The following is a 15,492-nucleotide window of genomic DNA, read 5'->3' as shown; positions in this document are numbered from 1 at the left end:
GCGAGCCCGCGCCTCCGCCGCCGGCCGAAACCGGCGGGCAGGCACGGCGGCCACGGGTCAGCGCACCACCTCCGGGGCGGCGGGGGCAGGGGCGGAGGTGGGGGTCGGCCAGCGCCCTCCGTTGCTCCAGTAGCTCTGGATCTCCTCCAGATGGCGTCCCTTGGTCTCGGGTGCGGTGAAGGAGGCGAAGACCAGCGCACCCAGCGCCAGCAGGCCCAGCCCGGCGAATGTCCAGGAGGCCCCGACCCAGGCCATCAGGGACGGGAAGAACTGCGCGATGAGGAGGTTGGCGACGAGGTCGGCGGTGAGCATCACCGATGCGCCGGTCGACCGCAGCTGCGCGGGGAACGCCTCGCTCGCGTAGACCCATATCAGCGAGCCGAACCCGAAGTTGAAGGCCGCGGTGAACAGCAGGATCGCGCCGAAGCCGATCCAGGTCACGGTGCCGTGCAGATCTCCCACGGCGAAGACGGCCGTGAGCACGGCGAGCATGACGACCATCGTGCCGATGCCGGTCAGCAGGACGACGCGGCGGCCCAGCCGGTCGATGATGAGTATCGCCACGATGGTGGCGGCCAGCGAGGCGAGTTGGACGAACGCGGGCAGCAGGAAGTTCAGTCCGTCGCCGGTGAAGCCCATCCGCGTGAAGATCTGCGGGCTGTAGTAGGTGACGGCGTTGATGCCGGTGATCTGGCAGAAGAAGCCGAGGCCGATGACGAAGACCGTGGCCCGGACATAGGGCTTGTGCAGCAGGGAACGGGCGGAGCCGCCGCTCTCCGCGGCCAGCGCCGCACCGACCGCCGCCACCTCGGTGCGGGCGTCGACCTCGGGATCCGTCATCGCCATGACCTCGATCGCCCGCTCCGTCCGCCCCTTGAGGACGTACCACCGGGGCGTGTCCGGCAGCCGGAAGAGCGGGATCATGACCAGCGCCGCGGGGACCGCCGACGCGCCCAGCATCCAGCGCCAGTGACCGCCGTCCGACAGGCCCCAGTTGACGAAGTACGTGATGACGATGCCGGTGACGGTCGCGACCTGGTAGGCGGCGACGGAGGCGCCGCGGATACGCGCGGGCGTCGATTCCGCGATGTACAGCGGCGCGGCGACGATCGATATGCCGATCGCCACCCCGAGCAGGAAGCGCACCGTGTCGAGCACGACGACATTGGGAGCGAGCGCGGAGAGCGTGACGAAGAGGGCGTACGAGCCGGCGACGACCAGCATCGCGGTCTTGCGGCCGAAGGCGTCCGCGAGCTTGCCACCGAGCAGCGCGCCAACGATGCAGCCGCCCACGAGGATGCTGTTGACCAGGCCCTTTTCCGCTTCGGTGAGCTGGAAGTCCTGGCTGAGGAACACCAGCGCGCCGGAGATGCTGCCGGAGTCGTAGCCGTAGATGACGCCGACGAAGGCCCCCGTCAGCGCGAAGAGCCGCCCCGTGCGGCGGGCCTTCCCGGGCGGTGGCGGCTGGGGCGTCCCGGAGAGCGTTGCAGTGGACATGGCGGGTCCTTCGCGCAGCGTGCCGACCTACTCATGACTGATCATGCAAGTATCGAAGTCCTTTCGCGCAACTGTCAACACTCTCCAGTGAACCTCGCTCACCCGACATTCACCGCCCAAAGGGGCCAGTCGAGCGACCTGCCCGCACCACACCATTCGAACACTTCACTCGCACGAGGGATGGCCCGACCCTCGCGCCATGCGTAGAGTTGCTCACAACAGCCGAGAAGAATGCACTTTCACTCACTTTCCCGGCAGGCGCGAAGTCGAGCAGTCCCATCCACCGTTCACGAAGGGTGTGCCATGAGCGAGACGTCCTACATGGAGCAGGAGCTGCGCAGTCAGCCGGAGACCTGGGCCGAGGCCGCCGGGATCGGCGCGGCGGGCGGTCCGCTGCCGGAGCCGGGCCGGCGGGTGGCCGTCGTCGGCTGCGGAACCTCCTGGTTCATGGCGCAGTCGTACGCGGCGCTCCGCGAGAGCGCCGGAGCCGGGGTCACCGACCCCTTCGCCGCCTCGGAGGCTTTTCTCGGTGCCGCGCGCGACTACGACGCGGTGGTGGCGATCACCCGCTCCGGCACCACGACCGAGGTGCTGCGCGTCCTGGAAGCAGTCCGGGGACGCATCCCGACGGTGACGATCCTGGGAGACCCGGACACCCCGGCGAAGGAACTCTCGGACGAAACCGTCACCCTGCCCTTCGCCGACGAACGCTCCGTGGTCCAGACCCGCTTCGCCACCACCGCCCTCACCCTGCTCCGCGCCCACCTGGGCGAGGACCTGACCGAGGCGATCCAGGACACACGCGGTGCCCTCACCGCCCCGGTCGCACCGGAGTGGGTGGAGGCCGAGCAGTTCACCTTCCTGGGCACGGGATGGACCTACGGCCTGGCCAACGAAGCGGCCCTCAAGATGCGGGAGGCGTCCCAGAGCTGGACGGAGTCCTACCCGGCGATGGAGTACCGCCACGGCCCGATCGCCATAGCCGCCCCCAACCGCGTGACCTGGCTTTTCGGCGCCGCCCCGGCGGGCCTGGAGGCGGAGGTGACCCGCACCGGCGCCCGCTTCGTCCGCCACGACCGCGACCCGCTGGCAGACCTGGTGCTGGTGCAGCGGGTGGCCCTGGAACGGGCCCGCGCCCGGGGCCTCGACCCCGACAGTCCCCGCAGCCTCACCCGGTCCGTGATGCTCACCGTTCCGGCCGCCCGATAGGCAGCGACCCGACCTGCGCACAAGGGAGTCAGCGCCCCATGCCTCTCGTTTCCACCTCCTCACTCATCGACGCCGCGCGGGTGAACGGCGTCGGCGCCGCGGCCTTCAACGTCATCCATCTGGAGACCGCCGAGGCGCTGGTCACCGCCGCCGAGCGGGCCGAAGCGCCACTCATCCTGCAGATCAGCGAGAACTGCATCCGATACCACGGCGGTCTGCGCCCGATCACTCTGGCCACCCTCGCGCTCGCGGAGGATTCGACCGCCCCCATCGCCGTCCATCTGGACCACCTCACCGATCCGGAGCTGGTCCATGAGGGCGCGGCGGCCGGGGTGCGTTCCTTCATGGTGGACGCCTCGGCGCTCCCCTACGAGCAGAACGTCGCCACCACCGCCGCGCTCACCGCCTGGTGCCATGAGCGTGATGCCTTCGTCGAGGCGGAACTCGGCGAGGTCGGCGGGAAGGACGGTGTCCACGCACCCGGCGCGCGGACCGATCCGGCCGAGGCGCTGGCGTTCGTCGATGCGACAGGCGTCGACGCACTGGCGGTCGCCGTCGGTTCCTCGCATGCGATGCGGGAACGGACAACGGTGCTGGACAAGGAGTTGATCTCCCGCCTGCGGGAGACGCTGCCGGTGCCGCTGGTGCTGCACGGATCGTCCGGTGTGCCGGACGACGAACTGCAGCGCGCCATCGCCGCCGGAATGACGAAGATCAACATCTCCACGCATCTGGTGTCGGTGTTCACCCGCTCCATACGGGAGACGCTGGGAGCCGATGCCCAGCTCATCGACTCCCGTAAGTATCTGAAGCCGGCCAGGGAGGAGGTGGCCAGGGAAGCCGCCAGGTTGCTGGGGGTGGTGAACACGGCGCCCGACCTGCCCGGGCAGTACGCCGCGCAGGCGCCGGCGGCGCGGGGGTGAGCGGCGGGAAGGCCCTCACAGCGCGGCTAGGCTCGCCGCATGAAGCGCCATGAACGGATGAACGCACTGCTTGAGCTGCTCGGCGAACGGGGCCGGGTGGACGTCGAGGAGGCGGCGACCGCGCTGGAGGTCTCCGCCGCCACGATGCGGCGCGACATGGACGCACTGGCCGAGCAGCAGTTGCTGACCCGCACCCGGGGCGGGGCGGTGCTCAGCTCGGTGGCGTACGACCTGCCGATCCGCTACAAGCATGCGCATCGGTCCGAGGAGAAGGAGGCAGTGGCTCAGGCAGCGGCGCGGTTGGTCGAGCGCGGCGATGTGGTCGGTCTCAGCGGAGGCACCACCACCACCGCCATCGCCCGGGCGCTGGCCGTCCGTCCGGACTTCTCCGAAGCCGGACCGCAACCCCATCTGACGATCGTCACCAACTCCCTCAACATCGCCAACGAGCTGGCGGTACGCCCCCAGATCAAGATCGTGCTGACCGGTGGCGTGGCACACTCCCGCTCCTTCGAGCTGGTGGGCCCGTTCAGCGAGTTGGTACTCCAGCAGATCTCGGTGGACATCGCGTTCATCGGCGCCAACGGGATGGACCCGGTGATGGGGGCGACGGTTCACGACGAAGCGGAGGCCCGGATCAACCACCTGATGGCCGAGCGGGCGCGGCGAGCGGTCGTCGTCGCCGACTCGTCGAAGATCGGCGCGCGCTGCTTCGCCAGGATCGGCGGTGCGGACGTGTTCGACACCTTCATCACGGATGGCAGTGCGCCCGAACAGGCGCTGCGCGAGTTCACCGACCGCGGCCTGAAGGTGGTGACGGCGGGGACCGTCGACGCGGGGTGACCTGCGGGGGAGGCGGCGGCCTGGGGGGGCGGCGGCTGGACTGGGGCGAGGTGGCGGGGGGAGGGAGGGGCCCCGCCCCACTCGCCAGTCGGCCCCTCAGCATTCGAGCCGGCTCAGACGCCCGGCGAGGGGCCGGAAGCTGGGGTCGGATGAGGCGGTGGCGCGTGGTTGCCGGTGGGTTGGGTCGCCGGGCGGGGCGCGGCCGGAATGGGGCGCCGGGTGGCTGGAGCTGATGCCCGTCGCCGCGTATGGAGAATGGAGAATGAATGGACGAAGCCAGCTGAGCCCCGTTGGCGGGAGAAGTATCGGGGGCCTGATCCGGGGGAGAGTGTAGTGAAGCGGAAATTGCTGGTCACAGCGTTGGCCGCGGTGCTGTGCGGGGGAACGCTGAGTCTGACGGCGGCGTCCGAGGCGGCGGCTGCCGGGCAGCCCGTGCAGTGCGTGAAGGTGCGGAAGTTCTACACGAAGGGCCATCAGCGATACGTGCGGCTGACGAATCTGTGCAGTCGGCGTCCGGCGTGTTACGTCATCGTGGTCCCGCATCACGCCGATCCACGTGGACGGCTCTCCAAGGGCACGACGAAGAACGTGCGGTACGCCCCGACGAGTTCGGCACGGGCCCTGTATGTGAAGAACACGCGTTGTTGATCCGGGGAGCGGGCGCCTGGATGGGGCTCGGTCGATAGGGCTGCTCACCTGTGCGGCGCGGAACTTCGGGCCGTCCAGCCGGAGGGGAAGCGGAGCGAGAGGGAAGCGGGGTCACGGCAGGAGCCAGCCCCTGGGACCTTGAGGGTCTGGGTGGGTCGGGCCTGGGATGGTGACCGGCCACTGCGGATCCGAATGTCCGAATAGTCCGAAGAGATACCTCCAGCGCCTTGGCTCTCGGCTGGCGCTTGATCCCCGCATGCGCGAGCCGGGGCCGGTGGCGCGGGAGTCAAGCCTCCACGACTCGGTCGTGGCCCGATGCACGGTGCGTCGTTGCTGGTATGCCGCGTGCCCCGGGCCCGAGGGGCGGTAGGCATCCGCGCGCCCCGCCGCCTACGGAAGTCGTCCCACTTCAGGTCAGGGCGCCCGCCCGACACTGCCGGTGATCGCTCAGTGATCGGCGAGCGCTGAAGGCCGAGACACCGAGCACCGAGCACCGAGCACCGAGCACCGAGCGGGACGATGCCGAGCGGAAGGGCGTCGGAAGCTGGGCGGCCAAAGGCACCCGCCGGACCTCGCGCCGCTGCTGCTCCTGGTCCTTGCACTGGTCCGGCCGAAGGCCCCGCGCCCGCCCCTGGCCTCGGCCTTGGCCCCGCCCCTGCCGCCCTCGGCAGGCCCGCCCGTCGCTCGCCCGTCGACCGGTCGCCGCACTGGTTCCGCCACAAGCCCTGCGCCCGATGCGCTCGCCCGCATTCCTCAGTATCCGGCGGTAGCTCGCCCCCCTCCCCCGAGCCCCACCACTCCCCAGTACGTGACGGCCGACATATCTTTTACTAGTAAAACACCTGTTAATCTTTCTCTATGGGTAAGCACGTCAAGGCGGCCGGGAAGCGTGGGGGCGGGGCTCTGTTGGGTGGGGTGCGGCCGTTGCCGGTGCGGAGTTCCGTGCGGTTGCGGCGGCCGGTGGACATCTGGCACAAGCCGGCGTTGAGCGCGGTGGTGGCGCTGGCCATCCCGGATTTCACGCTCTTTGCGCTGGGCCGCATGGATCTGGTGCTGTACACGTCTGCCGGGGCGATGTGCGCCCTCTACGGGCACGGACTCCCGTATGCGGCGCGGGCCAGGGCCTTGCCGTGGGTGGTGATCGGCATGGTGGCGAGTCTGGCGGTGGCGCTGACGGCGGCGTCGTTGGTCTCGTCCGCCGTGGTGCTGGTGGCGTTGGCCTCGGTGCTTGCCGCGGTGCACAAGGTGGTCTGTGATGCGACGCGGATCGGGCCGCCGGGAAATTTGATCTTCACCTTCATCGCGGCATCGGCGTTCTTCGTCCCGCAGCGGATCTCGCAGGTGCCGCTGCATCTGGTGCTGGCGCTGGCCGCCGGAGCGGTGGCGTGGCTGGTGGGGATGGCGCCCGCCTTGGTACGGCCGCGAGGGCCGGAGCGGATCGCCACCGCTCGGGCGCTGGAAGCCGCGGCGACGCTGTTGCGCGCCGAGGCGGCGGCCCGCGACGCGGCGCCCGGGGAGGCCGAGGGTGCGGTGGTGCGGGCCCGGCAGGCGACGGCGACCGCGGTGAATGCCGCCTGGCACACGGTCTTCCTGGTCCCCGCGCGTACGCCCGCGAAGGCCGAGGCGCGGGCCGGGCTGGAGCGGCTGCTCATCAGGGCCGAGGCGGTACTGGGCGGCGCGGCGGACGGACACAACGGCCGGGACGAAGCGGACGGGCACATCGGCCGGGACGAAAGCTGGCCACGCCACACGGGCGGGAGCCGCCTCATGGAGACGGCGTCGGCGCTCCCCTCTGGCACCGCACCGTCGGCTCCCTCCGCCCCAGCCACCTCTCCCTACCCCTTCCCCTCCACCCACACGGACGCGGACGCGGCGCCGTCAGGCTCCACGCCGCCCTCCCCCTCACCCGAACCCTCACCCCGTCCGGCGATTCCGACGCCCTTCCCCATAGCGATACCGGCGCCTTCGGCGTCCGCGGTCATGCTTGCCGAGGCGGAGATGTTCGGCGGGTGGGCGCGTGAGGTCCGGGGTGGCGGGCCGCTTCCCGTGGTGGTGCTCACGTCGTCGCAGCGGGCGGAGCTGGTCGGCGTCGAGGTGGATCGCCGGCAGGTCGAGGAGCGTGCCGAGGACCGCGGTGAAGGGTACCGCGGTGACCAGCGCATCGTGTCGGGCACCGGCCGGGGCATCGGCGTCGACCGGTGCGTCGACCTCAACCGGACTCGGGTCGACGTCAACCGGGCTCGGGCGGGCGAGCCCGGGACGGGGCGGCTCCCCGAGGGCCTCGGCGAGGCCGCGGCCGAGGAGGCTGCCGTCGGGTCCGCCTGCCGTGTGGGCGGTACCACCCACAATATGGCTGCCGATCCGCGGGATGCCGCCGTGGCCTGCGCGTCCTCCAGGTATGGGACGCGGTGCCCGGCGCCCGGGCGGGTGCGGGGCTGGCGGGTGGTGGGGAGCGCGTTCCGGGCCGGTTCGCCGCTGTTGCCGGTCGGGCTCCGGACCGCTGTGGGGTGTGCGCTGGCCGGGTGGGCGTCGATGCTCCTCGGTGTCGGGCATCCGTACTGGGCCGTCGTCACGGCGGCGTCGGTGTTCCAGGCGAACACGACGCTGTCCTGGCAGCGGGCGTTGCAGCGTTCGGTGGGGAATCTGCTGGGGCTGGTGGTGTTCACCGCCCTGCTGCCGTTGATCCACACCGGCCATCTGGCGATGATCGCGCTCGCGCTGTTCTTCCAGTTCGGTGCGGAGGCGTGGATCACCCGGAACTACTGGCTCGGGTCGGTGTGCGTCACGCCCATGGCGTTGCTGCTGACGGAGTTCGGCAACCCGCTGCCGGCCCGGGTGCTCGTCGCCGACCGGTGGATCGACACGGTGGTGGGGGCCGCGTTGGGCCTGGTCTGCTGTGTGCTGGTCACCAATCGGCGGGCCGGTGACCGTATCGGGGCGGCGCTGGAGCGGACCGCTGCGGCGCAGGTCGCGGCCGGGCGGTTGCTCGCGGCGGACGCGGTCCCCGGCGCGGTGCACGCGCGGGAGACCGGCTGGGCGCGGGACCGGCTGGCGGGGGCGCTGGCCGAGCTGCGGGAGGCCGTCGACGTGGCGTCGGGTGAGTGGTGGCAGCGGGCGTTGCCGGAGGAACGGGTGGCCCGGGCCGAACAGCACGGTCACCGCACCCTGGCGCTGCTCGCACGGCGTCTGGCCGGGGCGGCGCCGGCCGTCCGCCCCGTGCCGGAACCGGTGGCCGCGGCAGGCACAATTGACGGCGTACGACGGTGACACGACGGTGAGCTGAGCCGGGCCGACGCCGTACGCGGGCGAGAGGAGAGCCGGGTGGCCGAGGACATCGTCGCGGGAGTGCTGCGCCAGTGGCAGCAGGTGCACCCGGGTCTTGACACCGGTCCGATGGCGTTGATCGGGCGGCTCAACCGCTGTTCGGCGCTGTTGCAGCAGGCCGCCGACGCGCCGCTGCGGCGGGCCGGGCTGTCCCGCGCGGAATTCGACGTCCTGGGCACGCTGCGGCGGATGGACCGGGAGCTGACGCCGGGCCGGGTGGCGCGGGAGACGTTCGCGTCGGGCGCCGCGGTCACCAAGCGGCTGCGGCAGTTGGAGGCGCGCGGGCTGATCAGCCGGCGCGTGGACGACCGCGACCGCCGGGTCGCCCACCTCTCCCTGACCGACGAGGGACGCGATCTGATCGACCGGATCCTGCCGGAACAGCTGGCGTACGAGGCCACGTTGCTCGACGGTGTCGGTGAGCGCCGCCGCGACGAACTCTCCGAGGGACTGGGCGAACTCCTCGTCGTCCTGGAAGGCCGCCTGGGCAGTCTGCTGGACTGAGGGTCGTCCCGGGGTCCTGTGAGCCCTGGCGATCTGCTGGACCGAGGGCGAGAGCCGGTGGCCTGCGGGGGCGCTACGGTCGGCTGTACGGAGCGGTCCGGTGGAGCCGACGGCTGAACCGCCCGACGGCCCCATGGAGCCGACGACCGAACGCACCGCCCACCGTGCCCCGCCCAGCGACTCATCCGCACAACAAGGGCAAGGGCAGAGTGACAACAGCCGCTGCCACCGCCACAACCCGGCCTCCCCCAGCCGACCGTCGCGCCGCACCCTCACCGCAGCCGAAGCCACAGGGGCAGGCCCCCCCCGCAGCGCCCCGAACGCCCTAACTCCCCGAGCAGTTCCAGACCCACTTCGAGCCCATCCAGTGCCAGCCGCAGCTGGAGGTCGGCGACGGGCTGGGCGAGGCGGTGGGAGGTGTGTACGTGGGCGTCGGAGTCGGGGTGGGCGTGGGGGTCGGCGTCGGCGTTCCCGTCGGAGTCGGGGTCGGCGTCGGGGTCGGCGTGGGGGTCGGGCTCGGCGTCGGTGAGGCCGTCGGGGTCGGCGTCGGGCCGGGTGTCGTGGGGGTGGGGGACGGAGTCGTGGGCTCAGGTGTGGGCGAGGCGGTGGTGGGCGACGCGGACGGGGACGGGGAGGGTGACGGTGCGGCCGGAGCGCCGGGGGCGGGCGGTTCCGCGGGCGGTGCCGGGGGCGGCGGCTGCGGGCTGCGCGGCGGGGCGTCGGAAGTGGCCGGGGCACCCGGGGCGGCGGGCATCTGCGGTGCGGCGGCCGTGGCCTGGGACCGGTGCTTCGGGGCGGGGGTGTCGTCGGTGAGGACGTATCCGGCCGCCATCGCCGCTCCGGCGACGGCGACGACCGCGACGCCGGCGGCCGTTGCGGCGGCCGGGCCGGAGCGGATCCGCAGCAGCCGGCGCAGCGCACCGAGGACGCTGCCGGGCGCCGGGGTGGCGCCGGACGAGGCCGCGGCGGCCGCGCCCGCGCCGGCTCCGGCGCCGAGCAGCGGGAGCAGGAACTTCGCCGAGCCGCCGGCCAGGAACACCAGCAGTGCGGGGCCGGTGAGCGCGGGAAGGCGGTGGTTGGCGCGGGTGAGCAGGGCGAGCCGGTCGCGGCAGTCGGCGCAGTCCGGGAGGTGTTGGGCGATGCCGTCGGCCTGCCGGGCGGTGGCCTCGCCGCGCAGGTAGGCGGGCATCCGTTCCCAGTGGATGCCGCAGGCGGCCGCCTCGGGGCTGCCGGGCAGTCCGCGCAGGAACGCCTGGCGCATGCCTTCCCGGGCGCGGTGGAGGAGGACGGCGGTGGCGCCCTTGCCCGCGCCGATGGCCTTGCCGACGGCCTCCAGCGGCTGGCCCTCGGCCTCGGCGAGCCAGAGGGCCTTCACCCAGCGGTGCGGGAGTTGGTCGAGGACGCGGGCGAGTTGGTCGACGTAGGCGACGCGTTGGGCCGGGTCCTCCGGTGGGGTGGCGCCGCCGACGGTGACGGTCTCGGGCCAGGTCCGGCCGTCCTCGGGGTCGCGGGGGACCTCGCGGGCGGCGTCCGATCCGGCGCCGGCGGCGAGGTGGCGGATGGTGGTCCGCAGATAGGCCGGGACGTTGTCGATGTGGTGGCCGCCGTGGATGCGGCGCCACACCCGGAAGTGCGCCTCGGCGACGACGTCCTCGGCGAGCCAGGCGTTGGCGATCAGGGAGCGGGCGTAGCCGACCAGGCGCGGATGTTCCTGGGCGTACAGCTCGGTGTAGACGTCGACGGCGGAGGCGCCGGGTTCCTCGGGGGCGCCGGCCTGTGCGGGGACCGACGCCGTGGGGGTGAGCCGGTCCGCGGGCCACGCGGAGTCCGCGGGGGCTTCAGACATGGGGGGCAACCTTCGGTGTTCGCCCCGGGGCGGAGCGGCGGTGGCCGCGCGTTCCGGGGAGGGTCGGTCCGGGAGCTGGCCCGGAGGAGTTCGTCCGCCTAGGAGCGTTGATTCTCCCATCTGTCGGGCCATGACCGGCACGTGGCATTGGTGAAAGGCGTCACGGCGCGCTCCCGTGCGCCCCGTGTGATGCGCGGGCGCACGGGACGGAAACGGTAGCTATGGGCGGCCCTGGACAGACAAGGGCAGGTGGGGGCAATCGGCTTGAAACGCGCTCAGCGTGGGCGGCAGCATGCGCCCAAGGAGCAACTTGACGCGCCATCAGGTCGGGTCGGCCCCGGACGGCCGTTCGCCAACGGTCGCCCGTCACTCCCCCGCCGTATCCCCGAAGAGCTGCCCCAGATGGAGGTCGAGCAGGCGCAGCGCCTGTTCCGGGGTGTGGACCTCCAGGAGGAGGTAGGTGGAGAGGCCGTCGGCGAGGCTGATGAGGAGCATCGCCTCGTCGTCCGTGGCGCGGGCGGGCGGGAGTTCGCCGCGGTCGGCGGCGCGGCGGAGCTGTCCGGTGAAGAAGTCGCGGAGGAGCGGGATGCCGTTCCTGGCCTCGGCGCGCAGGTCCGCGTCGTGGACGGCGCGGACGAAGTAGGCGGCGCCGACGAGGGCGCCGGTGCGGCTGCGGTCGTCGAGCGGCAGCATCCCGGTCAGGCAGGTCCGGAGCACGTCGCGGGGGGTCGGTTCCCCGTCCAGGGCCTCGATGCGGTCGCGGATGCGGCGGTCGGCGAGTGCGTTGATGTGGCGGAGGGCGAAGGTGAGCATGGCGTCCTTGGTGCGGAAGTAGTGCTGCAGCCGCCCGAGGGAGATGCCGGCTTCGGCGGCGACGTCGCGCAGTCCGGCGCCGTCCAGGCCCCGGGTGCTCGCGATCCGCCAGAGCGCCTCCGCGATCTCCCGCCGTCTGGCCTCGTGATCGACCTTCTTGGGCACGCCCGGCCTCCCGTCGTCGGGCCGGTTCCGCGCGGCCCGTTTTTACAAGTCACTCGTACGGTATAACGTACCCACGTCCAATACAGTTGACTTGCAAACGGGGGATCGTCATGCCCGGATCCAAAGCCGCACCGCCCGCCCTGCGGCCGCCACGGCACCGCGTCGATCCGCGGGCGCGCCGCTGGTGGACGGTGCGGGCGCTGCTGACGGTGAGCGGCCCGGTGCTGCTGACCGCGGTGGCGCTCGCGGTCTGCGCCCTGCTCTTCTTCCCCGGGGCGCTGCCCTGGCTGGGCCCGCTGCTGGCGGCGCTCGTCGTCCCGGCGCTCGTCCCGCTCATACTGATGCCGCGGGTGCGGTACGCGGTGCACGCCTGGGAGTTGGGCGAGCGGGCGGTGTACGCGTCCGACGGCTGGTACCGGCAGCGGCGGCGGATCGCGCCGCTGTCGCGGGTGCAGACGGTCGACACCACCCGGGGCCCGCTGGAGCGCCGGTTCGGGCTGGCGACGGTCACCGTGACCACCGCCTCGACCGCGGGTGACATCCAGATCCGCGGGCTGTCCGACGCAGGGGCGGACGAGCTGTCCCGGCGGATCGGCGCGGCGGCACAGCTGGTTCCGGGGGATGCGGCATGACGCACACGGCTCCCCCGGTCCCGGGCGGCGGCTGGCGCCGGACCCATCCACGCACGCTCCTGGTGCACGCCACCTGGCCGCTGCCGCCGCTGGCCTCCCTGGTGGCGGCGGCCGCGGTCACCGGTGGGCGGATCCCGCCCGGCACCTGGATCACGCTGGCCGCGCTCACCGTGTCGTTCGCGGTGATCACCGCGGTCGGCGCGGTGCGCTGGGCGCGTACGGAGTTCCGGGTCACCGGCGCGTCGCTGGAGGTGCGGACGGGGGTGTGGACGCGGCGGCTGCGCACCGTGCCGCTGGACCGGATCCGTACCGTCGATCTCACCGCGACACCGCTCCACCGGGTGCTGCGGCTCGCGGCGCTGCGGGCCGGGACCGCGGGCGACGGGGACGGGATGCTGACGCTGGACGCGCTGCCGGCCGCCGAGGCCGGGCGGTTGCGGGGCGCGTTGCTCGCCCGGGCGGCGTCCGGTGCGGCGGCGGACGATCCGGTGCTGGCGCGCTTCTCGCCGCGCTGGCTGCGGTATGCGCCGCTGACGTTCTGGGTGGCCGGCGGGGTGCTGATCGCGGCCGGTACGGTCCATCGGGTGCTGCACGGCATGGGCGTCGACTTCTGGGAACTGGACGTCGTCCGGCGGGCGTTCGCGGCGTTCGGCACGGTGTCGCCGTGGCTGACGGTCCCGGTGGCGCTGCTCGTGCTGCTGCTCGCCGGGGCCGCCGGCGCGGTGGCGCTGTACGCGGAGAACTGGTGGGGCCACCGCCTGGAGTGGGCCGACGGCTCGACCCTGCGGGTGCGGCGCGGCCTGTTCACCACCCGTACGGTCACGATCGACCGGGCCCGGCTGCGCGGGGTGCTGCTCCGGGAGCCGCTGCTGCTGCGGGCGGGCGGCGGGGCGTCGGTGCGGGCGGTGGCCGGCGGGCTCGGCGACCGGGACGAGAACCGTGCGCGCAGCTGGCTGCTGCCGCCCGCGCCGCGGGCGCTGGCGGTGCGGGTGGCCGGCGGGGCGCTGGGGGCGCCGTTCCCCGATCCGCCGCTCCCGGGCCGGGGCGTCCCGGAGGTGCTGGTGCGCCATCCCCGGGCGGCGCTGCGCAGGCGGCGGCTGCGGGGGCTGCTGTGGGTGACGCTGCCGGGCACGGCGCTCCTGGCCGGTTGCGGGGTGGCGTTCGCGCCGGGGTTGCTGCCGTGGGCGGGAGCGTACGCAGTGGTGTCGGCGGCGGTGGCATGGTGGGCGGCGCGGGCGGCGTACCGGGCGCTCGGGCACGGGGTGTGCGGCGGCCTTCTCGTGGTGCGGTCGGGGGTGTTCGGCCGGGACACGCTGGCGCTGGAGCGGTCGGCGGTCGCGGCGTGGACGTTCTCCAGCACTCCGTTCGGCCGCCGGGCCGGGCTGACCACGCTGACCGCCGCGTTCGCCGCGGGCGAGGGGCGCCACCGGATCCCGGACCTGGCCGCGGCGCGGGCGCCGGGCTTCGCCGCGGCCGCCGCGCCCGGCATCGTCGAGGAGTTCCTGGTGGGGGCGGAGGAAAAGGGGCCGCGCTGAGGGGCCGGGCGGGGCCGGGGCCGGTGCGGCCGACCCCGGCGGCTACCCGCTTCTCCCCCGCCGATGCGCACCATGACGCAGATCACACCCCCTGGGCGTGCACGACCGGGGCCCGTCGTTCGTCCTTAGGGGTGAGTGATCCCGTGAACCGACCGTTGTGAGGAGCCGCCGCGATGCCCGCCACCATCGACCACGCCGTCCAGGTCCGCCTCCTCGCGACGACCCCCGGGCCGCACACGGTCCCCGCCGTGCTGCGGTACCACCCGTGCGATCCGCTGGCGGTGCGGATGTCGTTCCCGCCGGAGATCTCCCTCGACGGGGCCGCGGTGGACTGGGCGTTCGCACGGGAACTGCTGGCCGAGGGCGTGCACTCGCCCGTGGGCCGGGGCGATGTGCGGGTGCGGCCGGCCGGTCCGGAGCGCACGGTCATGGAGTTCCACGCCGACGAGGGCGTGGCGATGGTGCAGCTGCGGACGGTGGACGTGCGGCGCTTCCTCGCCCGCTCGTACGCGGCGGTTCCGGCCGGTCAGGAGCCGGCTCTCCTCGATGTCGACCGTGGTCTGGCCGCGCTGTTCGGCGCGGCGTGAGCGACCGGCGCCCGCCGTCCCACGCGTCCCCGGCGGGCCGTGCTCCGCGCCCGCCGGGGACGCGGTCTCAGTGCTGCGGGAAGCCGAAGCCGTAGCCCTGCTGCCGCAGCGACGGCAGCAGGCGGTCCAGCGCCTCGACGGTGCGGGAGCGGTCGCCGCCGCCGTCGTGGAAGAGGACGGTGGGGCCGTTCGTCAGCTCGCCGCGGACGGTTGCCTCGATGGTGGCGACGGAGCCGCCCTCGAAGTCCTTGCTGTCGATGTTCCAGCCCAGCGGCCGCATTCCGTGCCGGGCCGCGAGGGTGCGGCTGTAGGGCGTGAACGCACCGCCCGGCGCCCGGTAGTAGCGCACCGGCGCGCCCCCGGCCTTCTCGATCATCCGCTGGGCGGGGAGGATCTGGTCCGACTGGTAGCGCTCCGGCCGGTGGTCCATGCCGGTGTCGTGGGCGATCGTGTGGTCGCAGAGCCGGTGGCCGGCGGCGACGACCCGGCGGACGAGGTCGGGACGGGCCGCGGCCTGCGGGCCGATCATGCAGAACACCGCCTTGACGTGGTGGCGTTCGAGCACGTCGAGGACCTTCGGGGTCCACACCGGGTCCGGGCCGTCGTCGATGGTGATGTTGAGGCTGCGTCCGGGGCGGTCCGAGGCGTGCACGATCGACGGGTCCACGGGGCGTTCGGTCGGTCGGGGGGTGGCCGGGGCCTGCGCGGCGGGGGTGTCCGCCTCCGCGCTGGTGGGGCCGCCGGGCCAGGCCAGGGCCAGCGCCCCGGCGGCGCCGAGCGCCACCGCCGTCGCGGCGACCGTCTTGAGAATGCCGCGCCCGTTCCCGAAGCGCCCCGCCGTGTTCATGCCGTCCCTCGCACCGTGTTGTGGGTCTGTCCCGTCGCGTACGGGCCGGGCGAACCCGACATCCGCCCGCACCCTCACAGATGCGAAGGAAACCGATCAGGATGCCTCTGTTACCGATC

12 protein-coding genes are annotated in these 15,492 nt (G+C 73.2%); 8 read left to right on the top strand and 4 right to left on the bottom strand.

Going from position 1 to position 15,492, the window contains the following annotated elements; genetic code table 11:
• Window positions 1-57: 57 nt before the first annotated feature.
• A complete protein-coding gene (locus tag ABT345_RS18215) occupies window positions 58-1,497 on the bottom strand; it encodes a sugar porter family MFS transporter (protein WP_345076609.1) in 1,440 nt (479 codons plus the stop codon).
• A 303-nt stretch (window positions 1,498-1,800) separates the two neighbouring features.
• Between ABT345_RS18215 and ABT345_RS18210 the strand changes: the two genes are divergently transcribed.
• The 5 genes from ABT345_RS18210 (at window position 1,801) to ABT345_RS18190 (ending at window position 8,948) form a co-directional block, all read left to right on the top strand.
• Window positions 1,801-2,706, top strand: a complete 906-nt coding sequence (locus ABT345_RS18210; RefSeq protein ID WP_345076612.1) for an SIS domain-containing protein — start codon at window positions 1,801-1,803, stop codon at window positions 2,704-2,706.
• Window positions 2,707-2,744: 38 nt separating this feature from the next.
• Window positions 2,745-3,629 carry a class II fructose-bisphosphate aldolase gene (locus ABT345_RS18205; protein ID WP_345076615.1) on the top strand — a complete coding sequence of 295 codons (885 nt, stop codon included), beginning with the start codon at window positions 2,745-2,747 and terminating at the stop codon, window positions 3,627-3,629.
• A 39-nt stretch (window positions 3,630-3,668) separates the two neighbouring features.
• Complete coding sequence (locus ABT345_RS18200; RefSeq protein ID WP_345076618.1) at window positions 3,669-4,472, top strand: DeoR/GlpR family DNA-binding transcription regulator; 804 nt, start codon at window positions 3,669-3,671, stop codon at window positions 4,470-4,472.
• 1,506 nt (window positions 4,473-5,978) lie between these two features.
• A complete protein-coding gene (locus tag ABT345_RS18195; protein ID WP_345076621.1) occupies window positions 5,979-8,387 on the top strand; it encodes an FUSC family protein in 2,409 nt (802 codons plus the stop codon).
• A gap of 54 nt (window positions 8,388-8,441) precedes the next feature.
• Entirely contained in the window at window positions 8,442-8,948 is a 507-nt protein-coding gene (locus ABT345_RS18190) for a MarR family winged helix-turn-helix transcriptional regulator (RefSeq protein ID WP_345076624.1), read from the top strand.
• A 325-nt stretch (window positions 8,949-9,273) separates the two neighbouring features.
• On the opposite strand, the gene ABT345_RS18185 is transcribed toward ABT345_RS18190, so the two are convergent.
• Both ABT345_RS18185 and ABT345_RS18180 read right to left on the bottom strand, forming a co-directional pair.
• Window positions 9,274-10,794, bottom strand: coding sequence for a sigma factor (locus ABT345_RS18185; RefSeq protein WP_345076627.1), 1,521 nt, complete (start codon window positions 10,792-10,794; stop codon window positions 9,274-9,276).
• Between the two features lie 366 nt (window positions 10,795-11,160).
• Window positions 11,161-11,772, bottom strand: coding sequence for a TetR/AcrR family transcriptional regulator (locus tag ABT345_RS18180; RefSeq protein ID WP_345076630.1), 612 nt, complete (start codon window positions 11,770-11,772; stop codon window positions 11,161-11,163).
• Between the two features lie 110 nt (window positions 11,773-11,882).
• Between ABT345_RS18180 and ABT345_RS18175 the strand changes: the two genes are divergently transcribed.
• The 3 genes from ABT345_RS18175 to ssgD all read left to right on the top strand — a co-directional run bounded on the left by ABT345_RS18175 (window position 11,883) and on the right by ssgD (window position 14,526).
• Window positions 11,883-12,404 (top strand): PH domain-containing protein, encoded by a 522-nt coding sequence (locus ABT345_RS18175; protein ID WP_345076633.1) that lies wholly within the window; start codon window positions 11,883-11,885, stop codon window positions 12,402-12,404.
• Window positions 12,401-13,939: a PH domain-containing protein gene (locus ABT345_RS18170; protein WP_345076636.1), complete on the top strand. Its 1,539-nt coding sequence runs from the start codon at window positions 12,401-12,403 to the stop codon at window positions 13,937-13,939. Before ABT345_RS18175 ends, ABT345_RS18170 begins: the two co-directional genes overlap by 4 nt.
• A 173-nt stretch (window positions 13,940-14,112) precedes the next feature.
• Window positions 14,113-14,526, top strand: coding sequence for a spore wall synthesis regulator SsgD (gene ssgD / locus ABT345_RS18165; protein ID WP_345076640.1), 414 nt, complete (start codon window positions 14,113-14,115; stop codon window positions 14,524-14,526).
• 67 nt (window positions 14,527-14,593) lie between these two features.
• On the opposite strand, the gene ABT345_RS18160 is transcribed toward ssgD, so the two are convergent.
• On the bottom strand, window positions 14,594-15,373 hold the full coding sequence (locus tag ABT345_RS18160; protein ID WP_345076643.1) for a polysaccharide deacetylase family protein: 780 nt from the start codon (window positions 15,371-15,373) through the stop codon (window positions 14,594-14,596).
• Window positions 15,374-15,492 lie beyond the last annotated feature (119 nt).

This window comes from Streptomyces sp. NPDC000404, assembly GCF_040300365.1.
Lineage (GTDB): Bacteria > Actinomycetota > Actinomycetes > Streptomycetales > Streptomycetaceae > Streptomyces > Streptomyces ramulosus.
This window is presented reverse-complemented; position numbering and strand designations above follow the sequence as displayed.

Excerpts from the sequence above, each read along its gene's own strand:
- ABT345_RS18215 (WP_345076609.1), bottom strand. The coding sequence starts at position 1,497 with ATGTCCACTGCAACGCTCTCCGGGACGCCCCAGCCGCCACCGCCCGGG.
- ABT345_RS18210 (WP_345076612.1), top strand. The coding sequence starts at position 1,801 with ATGAGCGAGACGTCCTACATGGAGCAGGAGCTGCGCAGTCAGCCGGAG.
- ABT345_RS18205 (WP_345076615.1), top strand. The coding sequence starts at position 2,745 with ATGCCTCTCGTTTCCACCTCCTCACTCATCGACGCCGCGCGGGTGAAC.
- ABT345_RS18200 (WP_345076618.1), top strand. The coding sequence starts at position 3,669 with ATGAAGCGCCATGAACGGATGAACGCACTGCTTGAGCTGCTCGGCGAA.
- ABT345_RS18195 (WP_345076621.1), top strand. The coding sequence starts at position 5,979 with ATGGGTAAGCACGTCAAGGCGGCCGGGAAGCGTGGGGGCGGGGCTCTG.
- ABT345_RS18185 (WP_345076627.1), bottom strand. The coding sequence starts at position 10,794 with ATGTCTGAAGCCCCCGCGGACTCCGCGTGGCCCGCGGACCGGCTCACC.
- ABT345_RS18175 (WP_345076633.1), top strand. The coding sequence starts at position 11,883 with ATGCCCGGATCCAAAGCCGCACCGCCCGCCCTGCGGCCGCCACGGCAC.
- ABT345_RS18170 (WP_345076636.1), top strand. The coding sequence starts at position 12,401 with ATGACGCACACGGCTCCCCCGGTCCCGGGCGGCGGCTGGCGCCGGACC.
- ssgD (WP_345076640.1), top strand. The coding sequence starts at position 14,113 with ATGCCCGCCACCATCGACCACGCCGTCCAGGTCCGCCTCCTCGCGACG.
- ABT345_RS18160 (WP_345076643.1), bottom strand. The coding sequence starts at position 15,373 with ATGAACACGGCGGGGCGCTTCGGGAACGGGCGCGGCATTCTCAAGACG.